Source organism: Kiritimatiellales bacterium, from assembly GCA_041656295.1.
Taxonomy (GTDB): Bacteria; Verrucomicrobiota; Kiritimatiellia; order Kiritimatiellales; family Tichowtungiaceae; genus Tichowtungia.
Map to the genome: position 1 here is coordinate 146,649 of JBBADV010000006.1, position 17,605 is coordinate 164,253.

A 17,605-nucleotide genomic window follows, 5' to 3' on the forward strand; every position below is an offset into this window, starting at 1 on the left:
GCTGATTATTTTTTATTCAGTATCGTTAATGCATCTTCTGCGGAACGGATCCAGACGGAGCGCGGGTTGTCGGTGAGAAAATCTTCCAGCACGATGCGCGCTTCATCGATATTACCGGCCTGTTCATAATTGCGCGCAATGCTCAGCACCGCCACCGGATAAAGATTATGGTTTGCATATTTCACGGCGAATGCATTGAACTCTTCGGCCGCTGCTGCGAAATCACCGTCCGCTTCTGTACAATAGACGAGTCCGAGTTCCGCCACCGCATGCTGTTCACTTTTTTTGTAGCGGTTCAGAAATTTATTATACCGCGCGCGGGCACCGGCATAGTCACCGTTGTTGTACAGTGTTTTGGCGAGATCGAGCAGGGCGGTTTCACCGATCGGCAGCGATTTATATTTTTCTGCAACTTCAGCCATCTGTTCCGGCGTTTGTGCAGCTTGAAGCATTTGTTCGGCCTGAAGCTGCCGCGCCACGCTCCGCATTGAACAGCTGTGGGTGATGAGCACAATCACAGCGGCGGCAGTAATGCCGGCGCCGATCAGTGTTCCGTAACGTTTCAAAAATTTGAGCGCCTCTTTAACTTCGTGCTGCTCCAGCTCCTTATGCCGTTCCTGCTGTTGCGGATCATGTTCCATAATTTTTACTCCGGGTGTTCTAAAAGCCAGCAGTGTACCGCTCCGGCATCACTTTTCAAGCGTGTACAGGTGCAGAATCGCATCGGCGCGTTCCTCGGCATTTAACCGGTCGGCGTCAATTTGATAGCGGATGGCATCGTATAATGGGCGCCGCTTTTCCAGCAGCTCTGCAATCTGAACCTTTTTATCGCCGGAAAGTAACGGACGGGTCGTATTACTTGAAACGCGGCGGAAAATTGTTTTCGCCGATGCGGTGAGGCACACCGTCAGTCCGCTTTTCTCAAAGTCGACAATATTATCGGAGTTCAAGACGATTCCGCCGCCGGTGGAAATAATCAGACCGTTGCGCGCCGCCAGTTCCTTTACCAGTTCGCGCTCCATCTGCCGGAACGCCGCTTCACCGTCAGTGGCAAAAATTTCAGAAATCGTGCGATTCTGCTGTTTTTCAATTGCGGAATCCATATCAACCAGCGGCATGCCGGTTTTTGCCGCCAGAATTTTTCCGGTCGCTGTTTTTCCGGTGCCCATAAAACCGACCAGAATGATATTCCGCTTTTTCATGTGACTATTTTTCCCGCGAATTTGACGAATCTTCACGAATAAAGTGCAAATTCATACTCCATTCGTGCGTATGGGTATGATTCATAGACAGTAAGAAACCAACGTCCCGAACCGGAGCGTATCAGAAAGGGACAACTGCGGTTGCGCTTACGCACCGTATGCTTTGAGCGCGTCACGGATATCTTTATTGTTCATTTTGCGAAGAGCGTCTTCTGTAACTCCGGCGGCCGCCAGCCGTTTTTTCTGCTGGATAACGCGATAACGTTTCGGACCGGCCTTTTTAATCGGCCGGCGAAGCGGTTTTTTGCGCATGGCTCTGCGAATTCTCATAATCCTTCTCCAAATTGTTCAAAAGAGGTTTGTAACCTACACATCCGCCACCGGTGAATCAATCTAAAAGTCGGCAAAATTCATCGTTGAACCGCGGGGGTAGATTGTATTAGTCACGATCTGATCTGACAGGCAGACAGAAGAAATGTTATCCCTATCAGGGTCAAAACCAAGTCCCAGCTCCAATTTATTGTCGAAGCCGTCAAAAATATCACCGGTAAAAAAAATAAAAAGCTGAAAGTGGAGGTTGTACCAAACTGGATATCATGCTTCTTGGTTCCATTGCATTTGCGTTCATTGTAGAATTTTTGCACTTGTATTAACATGCCCTGCAGGTATTTTTTTAATCCGTCACACGTCTCTGTCAATGCCGAGTAAATGGTGCGGGATAAACTTATTAGAATTCGCTGGATAGGTGCGCTGCCAGCCGCGCTTCCCGAAAGGACCTTCTCCGCATAAGCCGCCGCGTTCAACGCATTTTTCTCGATTGGCGAACTCGATAGATTCGTCGATTTCCCGAGTTAAGATCGCATCAAGCTTCTGGATAATAGGTGCACAGGCCGGATCATTGATACGGTTACGCTGTTCTTGAGGATCGTCATTCAGGTTGTAGAGCACCTTGAGTCCGGAAAGATAACGGCTGTATTTCCATTGGCTTGTCAGTACCATATACCCCAAGGCTGAGGCTGCAAAAAGATGATCGCGCGGCTGCCCGGCATTCGGCAGTCCGGGCAAAATACGGGAATCGTTGTTCTCCTCGCAGTCGACACCGGCCAGCTGCAAAATGGAACTGAATAGGTCCGTCAGTGAAACCGGAGTGTTTATGGTTTGCGGCAACTGACCGGGAACACGTATCAATAATGGAATGTGAATACTTGGCCCGCTAAAATGTCCTTTGCCAACCATATCAAAGTCGCCGGCGTATTCACCGTGATCCGAGGCGAATATGATGATGGTATTGTTTAGCTGCCCTGTTTTCTGCAAACAGTCTGTAATCCATCCGACACCGATATCAATCTGGTGAATTAATGCGCTATAGTAGGCTTTGACTCGTTTTTTCTGTTCTTCCGTAAATGTAGTATAATCCACTCCGTTCCAATAGAGAAGGGAGCCTTTCACAAAATCATTATGGAAGTGACGGGAGACATCATTGGGTGGAATACTTTCTGGCATCTGGCGGGGATCGAATAATGCAGCAATTTTATCCGGTGGATCATACGGGCAGTGAGGGCCGGGAAAACCGACCATGCAAGCAAAAGGTTTTTTAGTATTATGCTGCGTGATAAATTTGACCGTTTGGTTAGCAGTCCAGATGTCGACCTGGTGCTCCATCGGAATACGACTGCAAGCAGCTCCTTTGTGTTCCTGGTAGCCGGGATTTTTGTTTGCATGATATTTTCTAAATCCATGAATATTCAGATAATCTGCATAATCATCTAGAATATCATAATGACGCTTGTCCTCGGCAATGAGGCGGAAGTCGAAACCTTCCGCAATGTCCCATGGATAAAAATGCATTTTCCCGATAGAAGCAGTACAATAGCCGTTTTCCCGAAGGAGTTCTGCCCATGTGGGCATGCCACATGCAGCATGATCTGGACGCAACCAATGATCGTTATGGAATACCCCGGTTTTTATTGCATTAAATCCAGTCAGCATGGAAGCCCGGGCCGGTACAGAAACGGGTGATGGAGAAACTGCATGGATATACTGAATACTTTCAGAGCAGAGCCGGTCAATATTCGGAGTCTTTGCGAATTCAGCCCCGTAACAACCCAGAAAGTCAGCACGAAGCTGATCCGGAAACAGAATTAGAATATTTGGTTGTGTCGACATTGCAAAAAATTGTAAAAAAAATGTGTCGTAAAAGCAAGTATCCGGTTGGTGAATTTTCTGTCATTCGATCATTTCCTGATCGTGCCGTTTTTCAGATGTTAAAAAATTTAACAGCGCTCGCGGACGAGTATTGGTCCTCGTTTTGATTTACTACAAGATGGTTCAAGACACCGGCTTTGACTCATACAAAATGCCGGCTCTGCCGGCGAGATCCGCTTCACACTTATCGCTCATATAAAACTCCCATCAGCTGCGGATCACGTGCCAGCAGCATCGGACGTTACCGACATCCCGGTATAAAGCATCTGACTGACTCAGTATCATATCGCGCTCCAGCCAAAAAACCGACCGGTACGATACATCATTCGACCGCGTTGTGCAGCACCGCCTGTGTACAGTATTATATGCTCTAACCGGTACTCGCGTTACAATCCGCCCATTTTCAACCGGTTCAGTGTTTGAAGAGATTGTGTTTCCCCTTTTATTTTGATTAAATAATGTCTTATGAAATTATGGATTTGTGATTTTTTTAGAAAGCTGCGATGAAAAAACCTACACAAGCAGAAATTGCCCATCGGCTCGGCGTGTCGCGCGCAACTGTGAGCCGGGTATTACGTAATATTTCCGGGCAAAAATCGCGTACTGCGGCTCGGATTATTGAGATGGCCAGAGAGGTTGGGTATCGTCTTCCCGCTACAGAACAGGCTGTAAATCGAAAGGCATTCAGCCGTCGTAAGAATCAGGCGATCGGACTGTTTCTCTGTATGCCGGATGTTCCTCCGCGCAGCGATCGGATGCCCCTACGGATTCTCCATGGAGCAACGGATGCTACCCGCCTGAAAAATATTCTGTTGCATGTGGAATATATTTCCGTTTCCGAAGCGCAAAAGATCCGATCGCGGCATGATCTCCCGGTGTCTTTGCGACGCGGAGCAGTCTCAGGAATTATGCTGGCGGGGCTTTTCCCTCCGGCGTTCGCACAGGCGGCAACTGCGCAGAAGCCCTGTGTACAAATGATGATACACCATCCCGGACTACCTATAGACATGGTGGGTCAAAATAACCGGACAGCGGTTGGACAGCTGGTTGGTTTTTTAAAAAAACAGGGACATGAAAAAATCGGGTTCCTGTGTAAAAGACCAGTCCAGTCTTATGCCTATGCCCGGTTTGCCGGATACATAGAAGCGTTGGCCCGAACGGGAGAGATTTGTGATTCTGCGCTTGTTGTGAATTTATATATGGAAAGTGCGCAGCCTTTTGAAGATGTTCTGCGTGCTGTGACATCGGGGGTTCGGGCATGGATCTGCGAGCACGACGGCTACGGGTATGAACTGGTTGAATTTTTACAGTCATGCGGGCTATCGGTTCCACGAGATGTGGTGGTGGCCGGTTTTGATGCGCTGGATGTACCCGCAGGACTTTGCCCGTTACCGACGATTGACTGGCCTATTGAGGATATAGCCGCCGCTGGCATTGAACTGCTCTTTCGGAGGATCAATGAACCTAGCCGTGCGATTTCCCAGCTTCTTTTTGATGGCCGACTGGTTGATCCGGGCGCTTCGTATTAGAGCGCGCTTCACCGCTTGGAGCAGGTATTCCAGTCTACTCATTTAACCATGAGAAAGAGCAGGGAAGAATGCTTGCCCGCGTGAGCGCCCGGCCATTTTTACGCCAAACAAAATCAAAAACGCCATAACGCAGATGGTATTATCACTTTTGTCTTCGATTTCGCTTTAAAAAAATCCCATCATGCGGCTGAATTGTCAGAGCCTCGCCAACCGGTTGTCCATCATTGAATTCCGGAACCTGACGTCCGAGAATTCTTGAATACGATTCACCGGGGAAGAGCCGGGATATCTTCAATGTCACTGGATCGTCGTATGATCCATTCATTATAACCAATCCATTTTCAAACTTTCGCAACAATACGTCTGCACAACCTTTGCGAAGTGTTAAATTTGAAATCGTCACGTCACCGGTATTTTCCGATAAATCAACCTGCAACTCACCGCGTCCGGCGGCCGGTGCTTTCAGAGTCAATACACATGCGCGCGGTTCTTCAAATACCAGTGCCTCCTGCGCATAGAAGCTTTTGAAATTTCCAAAGTCAACATCCGTAACACCATTCATACAAAAACGAAACCGGCTGTTTTTCGGAATACCTGCATAACGGTTATCCAAATGTTTCCAGGGATTGGAACCGCTGATTGAAAAGCTTAACGCATACTCTGCGTCTTTTTCGAATTTGACACCTGGCAATGCGATTGTTTCGTACCGTTGCCATGAGTCGTGTTCTGTCCGCCATAATGCCGTCGAGTCGGCGCGCAGCACAACCGCCTGACGTTTTGAAAAAAGCTCCGGCCCAAGGTGACTGACAACCCGTTGAGCAGGCCCGTCCGGCGCGCCGAGCCAGTTATACCTGTTGTCTCCGCCGGCATGGTACTCATCATAAACCGGCGGGAGAGGATAACGATACTTTTCCATCTGCTCTTTGCGACCGGCATACGCCATAAACTGTTCCGAATTTCTCCCCGCCGTACGCGTAATATCTTTTCCTGCATAGGCTGATGCAATGCAAGCAACCGCCAGATCCATTCGCCAGTGAGAAAGAGTCATCACGCCCGTCAGTGATTTCGCGTTGCCGCCGTGATAGATATGATCGGGGTATTTATTGCTGAGAAAAGAAACCGCCGGTTTGACCGATCGGCTTTCCCATAAAAGCAAGCGATCCAGCATGCTGGAAAAAGTTTCAGGCATATACCAGACCGGATTCATTGAATACTCATACTCCGCACCGTTGAGCAAGTCGAAGAAACGTTGATCTTCGTTATGGTTGGAATCGCTCACCAGCACGCACGGCTTGTTGAGGTTTTTCAACTTCTGCCGAAGTGTATAAAAAAAGTCATACATGCCAAGCGGCCACCAGTTGACGCCATCGAGAAAGAATGCATCCGGATCGCCATCAAGATTGCAGTCTGCATTCACCGACACGCGGTCGGATGGGTAGAAGGTCCCCGCAGAAACATCAAACACCATTCCGTCAAGCTGACTATAATGCGTTTTCTTAAACTGTGCATACCAGTCAGCCAGCCATTCACAGGCGGTCTGCCCGTTGCGCGGATCGCGCGGACAGTGCCGGGTCAGATTAGGCAGCCACGGCTGGAGTACCTCATCCGCCGGATCGCTGGAAAACACTTTAAATGCATTGGAAATATAAACATCAACTGCATGTGGCGCCACATACGTTCCGGCAGCATGCTCCTTCCAGGGAACGGATGTCTTCCACCGGCGAACAGTAATGGTTCCTTCCGCTTCATCAAGGGCGGTCACCACTCCGGCCTCTGCACTAAGCCAGTCGAGATTTCCTTCGGCATCCCGCGGGCAGAACACCACTTCGCGATGAACCGGAGAGCCGAATGTACGTACCGTCAGGATGTGATCGCTCGGGCGAAAGCGTTCAGGGTGCGTCACCTTCACAGTAACCGATGCTTCGCCGGCCGGAATTCCATTCAAAATATCATCACCGGCATTATAGGCCCACCAGCCCAGAAAACCCGGCAGGGGATAACGACCGTCGTGTAATATTTCCATCTGCGGCTGACGAGTCAAAATAGACGGATCCATCCATCCAAGATCCTCAAGTCGTTGCGGAGGAATTGATTCCCAACTCCCCCAAAGCCCGAGTCGCTCCATATTGATTTGGATCAACGCCAGCCGGTCAGGGAAACGGCGTTTAAATTTAAGCGCGGCGTTTTTCCGCAAATAAGTATGAAGATCGGTTACCACCATTCCCATCTGATCATAGTACCCTTCTTCGAGCGCCCGCGAATTCAGAGTTCGGAAACTCATCAACCTGGGATATCCCTGATTCGCATCTGCGGTGAAGGCGGCAAGAACCAGCAGCCAGATTGCCGGTTTCCCAAACACTGGACGTCCGGAATCCCGATGAGCACATCTTCTTTCAGGCATCGGAACCATTATTGTTCTTCCTCGCTGCATCCAATCCAGACGGGAGAACTCCAGATAAACTGTTTCTTATTACGCATATATTCTTCACATACCTCCTGTTCTCTCAAGGTGAGGCGGACGTAGTACCAGTCATTTCCGGGAGGGGCCGGATCCATCCACTGTGTTTTTACCATCAGTGATTGCGGTTCTTCTGCAACAACCGTTTCCCCGTTTTTTATAATTTCCGTCTTCTCGATGATTGATCCGGCATAGGCCCGCAGATCAACGACAGTATTTTCGCCTTGGGTCACATGAAAATAGAGAATCGTACGGTCGCCGGTTGTCGCGTAGCAGGCACGTTGTAACAGTGCATCCACCAGACCGTCGCGCGTCAGCCCTTTGCGACTCCAAATGCCCGTCAGACCGCACGTTCCCGGGCGAGCCCAGTGATCATCGCTGGATGCCACACAACCCATTTGATAGCCTTTCTGCAGTTGCTCCACCCAGGTCGTTCCTTCCATGGTCGGGACTTTCTTTTTGCTGTAGTGGGGCTTGTTACCCAAAAACTCTGCGCGGCCATGGTTCGAAAAAATCTCACAGTCGATCATGAGCCGGGCATCATAATTTTCCCAGTGGAACGGCCGCATGTTTTGCGAAACGTGGTGGGGAATCAACGGGCATCCGAACCGGCGCAGCCGGGCGTAAAGCGTCTGCGGATCGCCGGAACGCGAATAGGGTTCGTGATCCAGATAGGGAATGTCGTCCTGTCGGAAATAAGCATTGGCGTCGCCAAGCGGATGAGAGTATTCGTTACAGATCAACGTAACAAAGTGCCCCGGCACATTGGCGGCATTGGTAATATGTTTCATGGCTTCCCACTCGTCGCGCGTATAATTGCCCTGGAGCAACCCGTGATGATCGGCGTTTGCCTGAAAATCAAGACCATAGCGATAGCGGCCGATACGGTATGATCCGGCATAGGTCGATGTCGTGTGCGCCCAGACCCGGGCATCGGCCGACATCTCAGTATGCACGTGCAGGTCTCCCCAATAGAGCCGTGCCGCCGGCTCTTCAGCCAGAATCTCGATCGGGTTGGTGCGACATTGCAGTCCCTGCCCGTCCTTCACAACCAGCCAGTACACGCCGGGCTTGTCAAAGATAACATCAAACACATGCGCACCGCGATCATCGCCGGAAAAATGATATGGAGCCGGTACATTTGCACCGGCATCACGTTCTATTTCAAAATTCACTTCTCCGGTATACCCTGTTGCCGGATTATTATAACGGTCGAAGGCCGCCACGTTGATACGCACCGGCTCGCCGGGTAGTGCCATTGAGTTACTGCGTGCCAGCAGATACACCGCCGGACCAGACGTTTTTGGAACCGCGGCAATTTCAGGAAGTTCTTCGCTCAACCCATCGCCGTCATGATCGCACAGCAGGTGGAAGCGCCAGCTGTCGCCATCCCATCGCCGGGCGTAGACATCCAGCAGTACATCGTTCCAGCGGAACGTAACCGTTTCTTTTGCAGATAATCCCTCCGGGAAAAAAACTTCAACCCGCGATTTTGTGACCAGACAGTTTTCCTGTATCTCAAACGGGGGATAGGCGAGCTGAACCCGCACAGGAGACGTTGCTTGTACCTCCATATACGCGGGACGATCCGGTGCATCAATCTGCACTGCGGCCTCCGGCGGACCGGGAGGAACAGCCAGCACAACCCGTCCGCCGGGAACAATGCCTTCTTCAGAAGCCATGTAAGTAATTTCCACCCAGTCCACCTGTTGCGACGGGTACAGTTCAGGGACGGAACAGCGAATCGAACAGGATCCTTTACCCATACCCAGCGTGTGCCGGATGTATGCTTCCGGATGTCCGTTTGCCGCAAATTGCATGGCAGCGGCTTTCTTCTGATCCGATTCGGATCTGTTTGCGTTTTTTTGCGAATACCGGCACCCGGCTAACATCCCGGCACCCATCAAACCGCTTTGGAACAAAAACAGCCTTCTGTTTACATGTGTCATACAGCATTCTCCAATTGTCCGGTTTTTATTTTCTCCATAAATGCCCGCGTAACCGGGTATTTCCGAAGAATCAAATAGGAAACAAACACAAGGATCGGACCGGAAATAAACGTCATGATTGCCATATTACGTGTCGCCGCGGCGGTCTGCATTTCGGCACCGGATACAATGCCTGCGCCTGTAACCAGCCACCCTGTAATAAGCAGTCCGCCCGAAGTGGCCGCTTTGAGAAAAAAGCTGAACACGGCCGAATAACTGCCTTCTTTAAGTTCACCGGTTTTTTTCTGATTGATTTCAGAAATATCTGCAATCATCGAAAGCGCAAGCGGAACCAGAATCCCGCATCCGCCCCACCAACAACTCTGGAATAGGCCAAAAATAAGTGTGGCCAGCGGCAACTCGACAAGCGCGATCGTCACCGTCTGTCCCGGTGCCACCACTCCACCGATAAAAACCGCCAGCAGACCCAGTCCGCCGATCGTACAACTGATCATTCCAATGTAGCCGGTCGGCTTTTTATCCAGTCGGCCCACCAGGCGGGTTAAACTGAGCGATCCGAGAGCAAAAGCCACCATGCCGGCTCCGTGGACAAAGGTTTTTTCTATCGAAGAAAAGCGCATGTAATGTACATAGGTAAACATTTGACTCTGAGACGTCAGCAACATGGCGAGCTGTGCCACACCGAAAAAACCGAATACATACCATGCCATGCGATCCTTGAAGATATCGGACAGAGATTGAAACATCGCTTTTACGTTTTTTCCGTGTACGGCCATTTGCCGGCTGTCTGCGGCATATCTACGGGTATTCAGCAGGCAGAGAATAATTAACACCAGCGTGGCAACAGACAGCATAACACTCATTGAGATATAATTGTTCAAGATCGTTGTTCCATCAATCCGTTCGCCGGAACTGCCGGTCTGGTCTTTAAAGAAGATGGACCATGCACACGCCCCGAATATCAGGTTGATCAGCATATTGAAAAAATAGCGCACCCCCTGCAGACGGGAGCGATCCACATATTCCGGGCACATTTCAAATCCGAGTGCAGTATAAGGCACCACAAACACGGTCACCGCAGTGCGCACCAACAGGTTGAGAAGCAGGATGCAGGTAAAAATGCCGGCGGGAGAAGTAAAGTATGCCGGAACCGTCCACAGCAAAAAGAAAGATATCGCCAGCATTACACCGCCCCACATAATATACGGATGCCGACGCCCCCATCGTGTACGGGTATTATCGGTAATATGCCCCATTACCGGATCAGTTATCGCATCCCAAAGCATGGCAATGCTCAGTGCGATCCCCGCATGGGCGGCAGTCAAACCGAGTACCTGTGTATAAAACAACATGGCAAAGTTGGAAATACCGTTCATGGTAATCGACACTGCGCCCTCGCCGAAGGCATAACCGATCAGGCGGAACGGAGAAACACGAGGTTCAGTTTTTTTTTCCATTGATCCCCCTCTTACGTTAAAACCGGATATTAAAGTTATTGTCAGGAAGATATTGCATCGTGCCAATTAAAAAAATGTAATATTGACAGAACGGCTGTCCACTTTTACCCCCGCGCGCTGGGGAATCGGTTGTACGCCATCGCGACTGAACCGATTATTACGGAAGCTCACCGACTCCACGCATTCGAGCCGTACCGGTACATTGGGTGCGCAGATGATTTCGTTGTCTTCAAGGAGAATATCTCCGGTCACGGGAACTGCAGCTCCTTTTGTCCCAATAAATACCGGAGTTCGTGCTGTATCAAAAATCCGGTTTCCCCGCACCTGCACCCCGCGCGGAAACGGTCCTTCATAAAAACTGCCGGACGTATTACTGAATTCAAACGCATGGCCGGACACTCCCTGAATAATATTATTTTCAACCAACCCTGCGCTGCGAGCCAGCACTGCATGTCGCCGTTGCAGTCCAAAGAAATTATTGCGCACCACAAATCCGCGATTGGCACAACTCAGATTGAAAAACTGGGTAGCGCGGACATCATCATGCGGAATCATGTGCCCGCAGATCACATGCTCAACCGGTCGGCTGAACGTCACATCCCGATCTGTCACAGCAGTTACGGTCAGCCCCGTCTGCCACATTCCGCTATCGGGGGAAAACACGCCGATTTCATCGCCGGGGCTAAACCCGGCGGATGTCAGGCGCAACCGGTCGGCAGCAAGTATCTCTTCCGCCATTACCGCATCGGCACTAAGATTCACGCTGTCATCAAACAGCCCTTCAAACCGGCAATTTTCAATTACCGGACCGATGCGATTGTTTTTGCAATGCACTCCATCACGCCATGAAGCCATTAACGCATCGGTGCCCGGAAGCCAGGTAACCGTACAACCGCGAATCGTCACATCACCTGTATTATGCCGTACACCAAACACCATTCCCGGGCGGGCGGAATAGAAGGTGAGGTTTTCAAGCAGTATACCGGACGAATTGCGAACCTGTACATTCTGTTCAAACATCCACCCCCTGTCACGCAGCTGGAAAAACTGCTCTGTGGTACGAGTCATACGCGGCAGCACAAAACGCTCTCCGGGAATAAGGCCGGAAAGAAACTCCCGATAGCCTTCTGAAATCATGACACGGAATAGTCGTTTTTTCTCATCAACCGGTGTAACCTCATCAACAAAAAGATGATTCGTAAAGTTCGGCTTCAGCGCTGCGGAATCAGCACTCAATACGGATCCCCACAACCATGGACCGTTAAACTGTTCACGCTGCTCCCACTCCGTCCGTTCCGGCAGGTGCGCTGCCGGATTATCAAAAAAGTGGCCGTGATGCCGCATCCAGTCAGCCGGCTTCGGCAGCGGGAATCCATCGTGAATGCGCCACAAAAAACTCCCATCCTCTACCGCCTCAATATCACCCTGCATAAACGGCAGCGGACGGTGCTGAATAACAAAATTCTTAAAGGTTACATTGCGACAATCTGCAAGACGGACAAGCCCGTTCAGCGGATGCAGAATCAACGTGGCTCCTTGTCCGTCGATGGTGATATTCTCAAGCCCGGTCAAGTCAAACTGGGCATCCCGTTCGGTCTGAGGACCAAGATAGCAGATCTGCACATCAAACAGCAAACGTACAGGACCATCCGTTTCCCGAACGGCAGCCAGTGCGCGCTGGACTGCCGGCGAATCATCATAAATTCCATCGCCAACAGCACCGAACGCTGTCATCTTCAATACAGTCTCCCGGGTCGTCCGTTCGATTACACATCCGCCTATAATGCCTGTCATTACGATTCCACAAATCATGGCTATTATCTGATTCACGAAAGTTCCTTTATATTTACCGGATCGTTATAAATCCTGATTTCATATATCCGTGCAGACGGATCGCCGCCGGTTCCCTTGACAACGACCCGAAGCTTATCTGCTGTAACCGGCTCAAAATGATGCACCCGGAACCGCTGGAAATTATCCTGTTCCGCAACCAGCATTTTCCATTCGCCGGCGGAAAAAACCTGAATTTCATAATCCTTCACCACTTCCTGCTCAAAAATATCTGCCCGCCGCCAGCTGTCGAGGTTCGTATCGAATGTGAGATGAACGGTACGAAAGGTCTGAGGCCGATCCCAGCTGAGTTCAAGATGTTGCGGCAACGGCTGCTCCGGATCCGACTTCCACATATTGGATTCCAGATCAACAATCCGGCTGATTCCGTTGATGGCATTCGCCGGAGTGTAGTTTCTCGGATACACCAGCGGAGGCTCACAATAGGCATTGATTCGCGGCCGGCCGGTAATGATTTCCTCTTTGTCACGTACCCGGAGAACCCGCGCACCAAGATGTCCGCGAGCTGCCCACGGTGCAGCCAGCCCGCGCCCCCGGACCGTATCGAACTCTATCGAAAAGTACGGTGTCGGGATATGTTTATTGATGGGAAATGCGATGTAGCCTTTGTACAGGGACGGCACGGCGACCCCGACCTTTGCCAGTGCCGGACGGGATGCGATCGCTTCATCTTCGTTGCTGTCGGCGCCGCGAATCGTCAGCGGCAGGTGCACATCCCGCGGCAGGGTCGAAATCAGGTATACATAGAGCGTACCGATATAGCCATTGGTTCCGGTTTCATAAAAGAAATACCATGGGAGAGAGAGCGCCGAGCTGCGGGTCATGTCCACTTCGCAAAATGCTTCGTCCATTAGATCTTCCACAGAGAAACTCGATGCCGAAAGCACGGCGTTGCGCGCCAGATCGCCGGCATCCTGGTTGACAACACCCGGTACATATTGATCAGCCTTCAACAGATTCTGCTGCAATTCGCCGATGCAGCGCTCATAGATATCGCGCGGCACAATGTTTCTTTGCGAACACATCGCGGCGGCTGTTCCGGCGGCCTGCCCTGTTACGGCACAGGTGCCTTCCACGCGAACAGTTCCGAGCGCAACATGCGTAACGCTCATGCAGCGGCCGGCAAACAGAAGGTTGTCGATATTCCGGGAATAAAGCGCCCGGAACGGAATGTTGTTTTGCGGAACCAGCACGTCAAAATCAAAAGGACCTTCTTTGCCTGAAAAAACACCGGCGGGATGGTGTACATCGAGAGACCACCCTGCATGTCCAATCGTATCGGGAAACCGGCGGGCAGACACGGCATCATGCTGCGTCAGTACATAATCCCCCATCAGGCGACGGGTTTCACGCTTAGCATTTGTGATCGGTACGTAGGTGAGCTCCAGCTTCCGTGAGATATTCTTTCTGCTCCAGTCATTTTTTATATAGTCCCAGTATCCGAAAACTATGCGCAACAACTCATCGCGCGCCAGTTCCGCATTCCAGATATCGTCGATATCGTTCGGGTACTCCAGCCACCACTGTCCGCGAGCATGCTTGATTGTCCGTCCGGTTTCAAAATCAGCCGGCATTTTATGCGCCCATTCCGGCGCGGTATAAGTCTGCGGCGTATCTCGTTGCTCATAGCCGTAACCCAGCTTCATATCGCCCATCAGACAGCCGCTCATCGTAATATTATCCGCTGTTTCCGGAGCAAGTGATTCATCGTATTCGCTCCGTGCCTCCCGACCGACGCGATAGTCCGCGCCGGCATAATAGCCGAGCCATCCGTCACCGGTCGTATCAACAAATGTATGCCCGTAAAAAAGCGATTCTTCGCCCGTCAGCGTATCAACCGCTTTCACTCCGGCAATTCGCGAGCCATCCATGATTGCGTTATAAACATGCGTATTCAGAAAAACGGTCAGATTCGTTTCGGCCGCGGCGGCTTCGGCAAACGGCCGGCTCAGCTGGGGATATTCTCTGGCAACCCGCAGGCGCTCAAGCTCTTCACTGATACCGCTTTCTCTGGAATAGGCATGGTGCTGTGACGCACCGCGCACAGGAACCCCCAGCTCTATACTGGCATTACCGCCCAATACCGGACGATTATGAATCAGTACAGTTTTTGCTCCGGATCGCGCAGATGCAAGCGCGGCAGGACCTCCGGCGGCGCCCCCGCCGACGATCACGACATCAAAGGCACCCCGATTCACCGGATCAAGTGAAATTCCGGAGAATCCGGCACGCTCAGTCTTCAGTTTTTCAAGCGCTGTCGACGGAACATAATCCGGATTGCGCGAAAAAACCAAAGCATCAATCCGTCCGTAAAATCCGGTCAGATCCCTCACAGCCAGCCGGTTCATTCCAGTATCCAATTCGACTGGCCCGGCACTTTCCCAGCCCCACTCATCCGATTCCGCGGCACCGAAAATCTTTCCTGCCGAATGGCCATTGATGATTACTTCAAATTTTCCGGGAGCAAACTCGCGAATCCAGTTGCGGGAGCGAACCCACAGGCGGTAGCTGCCGGGTTCCGTGACCCGGAATTCTGTTGTTGCGTCGGCAACCGGTGTCCCGACCCCGGCGGCAATCAGATAGGAGGATCCCATCAGGTGCATAAACTGGGTGTCGAGCAGCCAGCCTCCATAGTCCTGAAAATCTTCTGCTTCGATCCATATGGTCAACGCATCCTGCTGCACAACAACCGTCCGCGGTTCTTTTTCTATGATTACACGATGATTTTGAGCCTGCACACAGACCAACAGACCCAGAACAACAAGTAGACTACGACTCATCATTTTCATCATTTTCCGTTTTAAAATGACCATTCTGCGGCCAAAGAGCCGTCGCTGCGGTACAGCTTAATCCACTCCACCCGGGCAGGACCTTTCCGCTTCTCTTTATCTCCGAAATCAATCCGCAGCTCCGTCACGGCCTCATCCGCCTGGAAGGCCACCTCGATCTCATCCATACGATCAGGTTTCTCCAGGCGATACCCGGCACGGTGCTGAGCATCAAAGACAGGTTGGGACAGCCCTTTCCAGAATACAGCTCCGTTGGGCGCTCCGCGCGGCACATTCACCCGTACTTTCAACGTCATCTTTCCACTGAGATTTTCGGGCAGATACGTGGTTGTAATGCCTCGCGAATCCACATGTAACACCCCGTTCCTGACGACCGGACTTGCGCCCGGCCCCGACCGTATCCAGGCTTCCGCCGGTGAAAGCGCCGTTTTTGTATCCGGTTCCGGCGGCGCAACAAGATAGCCGGGGTTTGGCAGCAGCGGTAACGCGCCGGTTGTTTCATAATGCTGCTGCAGCAGCGCTTTCATGGCCACCACACGTTCCGGTAACTGTTCCGCCAGATTACGGGTTTCGCCAATGTCGTCTTTTAAATTATAGAGCTCATATGCATCAGGGAAGGATGCGCCGGGATTAAACACATCAATCAGTTTCCAATCGCCCTGCCGCACCCAGGCTCCGGCGGGCGACCAGTTGCCGAATGCCCACGGGAAGTAGCAGAAGATCGCCTCACGATTCAGTGCCTGCCCTTTCAGCAGCGGCACAAGGCTGACGCCATCCAATATCTGTTCAGGATTCGGAGAAAGTCCGCACATTTCCAACAGGGTCGGATAATAATCCACACCGGTAATTACAGTCTGCTCCAGCCGTTCAACATCGGCAACTCCCGGCCAGCGGATCAGCGCCGGCACACGGGTTCCTCCCTCAAAGAGCGATGCCTTTCCGTTGCGCAGCGGCGCATTGCTGGTTGCCGGAACATTGTTCGGCCCCTTTTTCACCACTCCGCCGTTGTCTGAGGTGAAGATAATAATCGTATTTTTATCCAGCCCGGTTTTTTCAAGGTCATCCAGCAGGCGCCCGAGACTTTCATCCATACTTTGAATCATGGCCGCCATCACCGCACTTTGCTGCAGGCCGGCAGGATCCGGGTTCCGGTTATAATACTGAATCAGTTCCCGTTTGGCTGCCCACGGGCCATGCACTGCCCAGTGCCACAAACAGAGGAAAAAGGGACGTTGATCTCCGTTGTGAATATATGCCAGTGCTTCATCCGTTGCCCGATCCGTCAGATATTCTCCGTCCGGACCGTCTGTCACTGTACCGGCCTGAAATTGATAGGGCGAAAAATAACTTTTCGGGCCGGCATCCGGAGCGCCGTGAAACGTAACTTCAAATCCCTGCTGTTCCGGCCAGAACCGTTCTTCCAGTCCCAAATGCCATTTGCCGACAAACCCGGTGCGATACCCGGCATCCCGGAACGCTTCGGCCAGCGTGTATTGTGCCGGATCCAGCGAACGTTTTGAATTTGGAAGCAGTACGGCGTTAGACGGTTTCGGCTCCTGATATAGCGGCAGATCCGGATCATGCGGCTGATGCCCATGCGCCGAGGTTATACCGTGGCGGGCCGGATACTGTCCGCTGATAATTGATGCCCGGCTCGGCGAACACAGCGGGCTGGCTGAATAGGCGTTTATAAAGCGGACTGAGGATTCTGCCAGCCGTTCCATGGCAGGGGTTTTATAAAACTTACTTCCATACAGGGAACTGTCCATCCAGCCCATGTCATCCACTAAAAAAAAGATCACATTCGGCCGGTCGGTCTGCGCGACTGCCGCAACCGTTATCAAACTGCTTGCTCCGATTACTATTCTCTGTTTCATCTCTTTTTCTCCCCGGAATCCGCTTCTTTTTTAAACTGCAATTTCGTGTAATAAAGTTGAACGGAAAAGACCCTGCGCACCTGCACAGGGCCTTTTTTTGACCGGTTAACGAGTCATACGGCGTATAACCAACAGCATGGACATTGCAATCATCACCAGAGGCAGTGTCGCCGGCTCCGGAATAATCGTAATGTCAACGAGCAGCTCCGGACGTCTCTCAACGTTGGCGGCATCATTAGCTCCCGGCCGGAAATATCCGTGAATTTTTGCGGTCTCTTCTGTTTTTTT

General features: G+C 51.4%; 12 protein-coding genes. 1 reads left to right on the plus strand and 11 read right to left on the minus strand.

Annotation, left to right across the window (positions count from 1 at the left end; genetic code table 11):
* Window positions 1-5: 5 nt before the first annotated feature.
* From WC959_05930 to WC959_05945, 4 genes are all read right to left on the minus strand, one after another.
* On the minus strand, window positions 6-641 hold the full coding sequence (locus WC959_05930; protein ID MFA5688667.1) for a tetratricopeptide repeat protein: 636 nt from the start codon (window positions 639-641) through the stop codon (window positions 6-8).
* A 48-nt stretch (window positions 642-689) separates the two neighbouring features.
* Window positions 690-1,202: a shikimate kinase gene (locus WC959_05935; protein ID MFA5688668.1), complete on the minus strand. Its 513-nt coding sequence runs from the start codon at window positions 1,200-1,202 to the stop codon at window positions 690-692.
* Window positions 1,203-1,349: 147 nt separating this feature from the next.
* Entirely contained in the window at window positions 1,350-1,532 is a 183-nt protein-coding gene (locus tag WC959_05940; GenBank protein ID MFA5688669.1) for a hypothetical protein, read from the minus strand.
* Between the two features lie 351 nt (window positions 1,533-1,883).
* On the minus strand, window positions 1,884-3,368 hold the full coding sequence (locus WC959_05945; protein ID MFA5688670.1) for a sulfatase-like hydrolase/transferase: 1,485 nt from the start codon (window positions 3,366-3,368) through the stop codon (window positions 1,884-1,886).
* Window positions 3,369-3,910: 542 nt separating this feature from the next.
* On the opposite strand from WC959_05945, the gene WC959_05950 reads away from it, so the two are divergent.
* The gene (locus WC959_05950) at window positions 3,911-4,936 is read left to right on the plus strand and encodes a LacI family DNA-binding transcriptional regulator (protein ID MFA5688671.1); all 1,026 of its coding nucleotides are present in this window, start codon (window positions 3,911-3,913) and stop codon (window positions 4,934-4,936) included.
* Between the two features lie 142 nt (window positions 4,937-5,078).
* Here the strand turns inward: WC959_05950 and WC959_05955 are convergent, their stop codons facing one another.
* The 7 genes from WC959_05955 to WC959_05985 all read right to left on the minus strand — a co-directional run.
* Window positions 5,079-7,295 (minus strand): hypothetical protein, encoded by a 2,217-nt coding sequence (locus WC959_05955; protein ID MFA5688672.1) that lies wholly within the window; start codon window positions 7,293-7,295, stop codon window positions 5,079-5,081.
* A gap of 50 nt (window positions 7,296-7,345) precedes the next feature.
* Complete coding sequence (locus WC959_05960; protein ID MFA5688673.1) at window positions 7,346-9,214, minus strand: DUF3604 domain-containing protein; 1,869 nt, start codon at window positions 9,212-9,214, stop codon at window positions 7,346-7,348.
* A 125-nt stretch (window positions 9,215-9,339) separates the two neighbouring features.
* A complete protein-coding gene (locus tag WC959_05965; GenBank protein MFA5688674.1) occupies window positions 9,340-10,800 on the minus strand; it encodes an MFS transporter in 1,461 nt (486 codons plus the stop codon).
* 66 nt (window positions 10,801-10,866) lie between these two features.
* Window positions 10,867-12,630 carry a hypothetical protein gene (locus WC959_05970; GenBank protein MFA5688675.1) on the minus strand — a complete coding sequence of 588 codons (1,764 nt, stop codon included), beginning with the start codon at window positions 12,628-12,630 and terminating at the stop codon, window positions 10,867-10,869.
* The gene (locus WC959_05975; GenBank protein MFA5688676.1) at window positions 12,627-15,434 is read right to left on the minus strand and encodes an FAD-dependent oxidoreductase; all 2,808 of its coding nucleotides are present in this window, start codon (window positions 15,432-15,434) and stop codon (window positions 12,627-12,629) included. Before WC959_05975 ends, WC959_05970 begins: the two co-directional genes overlap by 4 nt.
* Window positions 15,435-15,451: 17 nt before the next feature.
* Entirely contained in the window at window positions 15,452-17,317 is a 1,866-nt protein-coding gene (locus WC959_05980) for a sulfatase (GenBank protein MFA5688677.1), read from the minus strand.
* 105 nt (window positions 17,318-17,422) lie between these two features.
* Window positions 17,423-17,605: PEP-CTERM sorting domain-containing protein (locus WC959_05985; protein MFA5688678.1), on the minus strand; the 183-nt coding region annotated here is incomplete at its 5' end.

Coding starts and splice junctions, on each gene's coding strand:
- WC959_05980 (MFA5688677.1), bottom strand. CDS start 17,317: ATGAAACAGAGAATAGTAATCGGAGCAAGCAGTTTGATAACGGTTGCG.
- WC959_05930 (MFA5688667.1), bottom strand. CDS start 641: ATGGAACATGATCCGCAACAGCAGGAACGGCATAAGGAGCTGGAGCAG.
- WC959_05945 (MFA5688670.1), bottom strand. CDS start 3,368: ATGTCGACACAACCAAATATTCTAATTCTGTTTCCGGATCAGCTTCGT.
- WC959_05950 (MFA5688671.1), top strand. CDS start 3,911: ATGAAAAAACCTACACAAGCAGAAATTGCCCATCGGCTCGGCGTGTCG.
- WC959_05965 (MFA5688674.1), bottom strand. CDS start 10,800: ATGGAAAAAAAAACTGAACCTCGTGTTTCTCCGTTCCGCCTGATCGGT.
- WC959_05960 (MFA5688673.1), bottom strand. CDS start 9,214: ATGCAATTTGCGGCAAACGGACATCCGGAAGCATACATCCGGCACACG.
- WC959_05975 (MFA5688676.1), bottom strand. CDS start 15,434: ATGATGAGTCGTAGTCTACTTGTTGTTCTGGGTCTGTTGGTCTGTGTG.
- WC959_05940 (MFA5688669.1), bottom strand. CDS start 1,532: ATGAGAATTCGCAGAGCCATGCGCAAAAAACCGCTTCGCCGGCCGATT.
- WC959_05935 (MFA5688668.1), bottom strand. CDS start 1,202: ATGAAAAAGCGGAATATCATTCTGGTCGGTTTTATGGGCACCGGAAAA.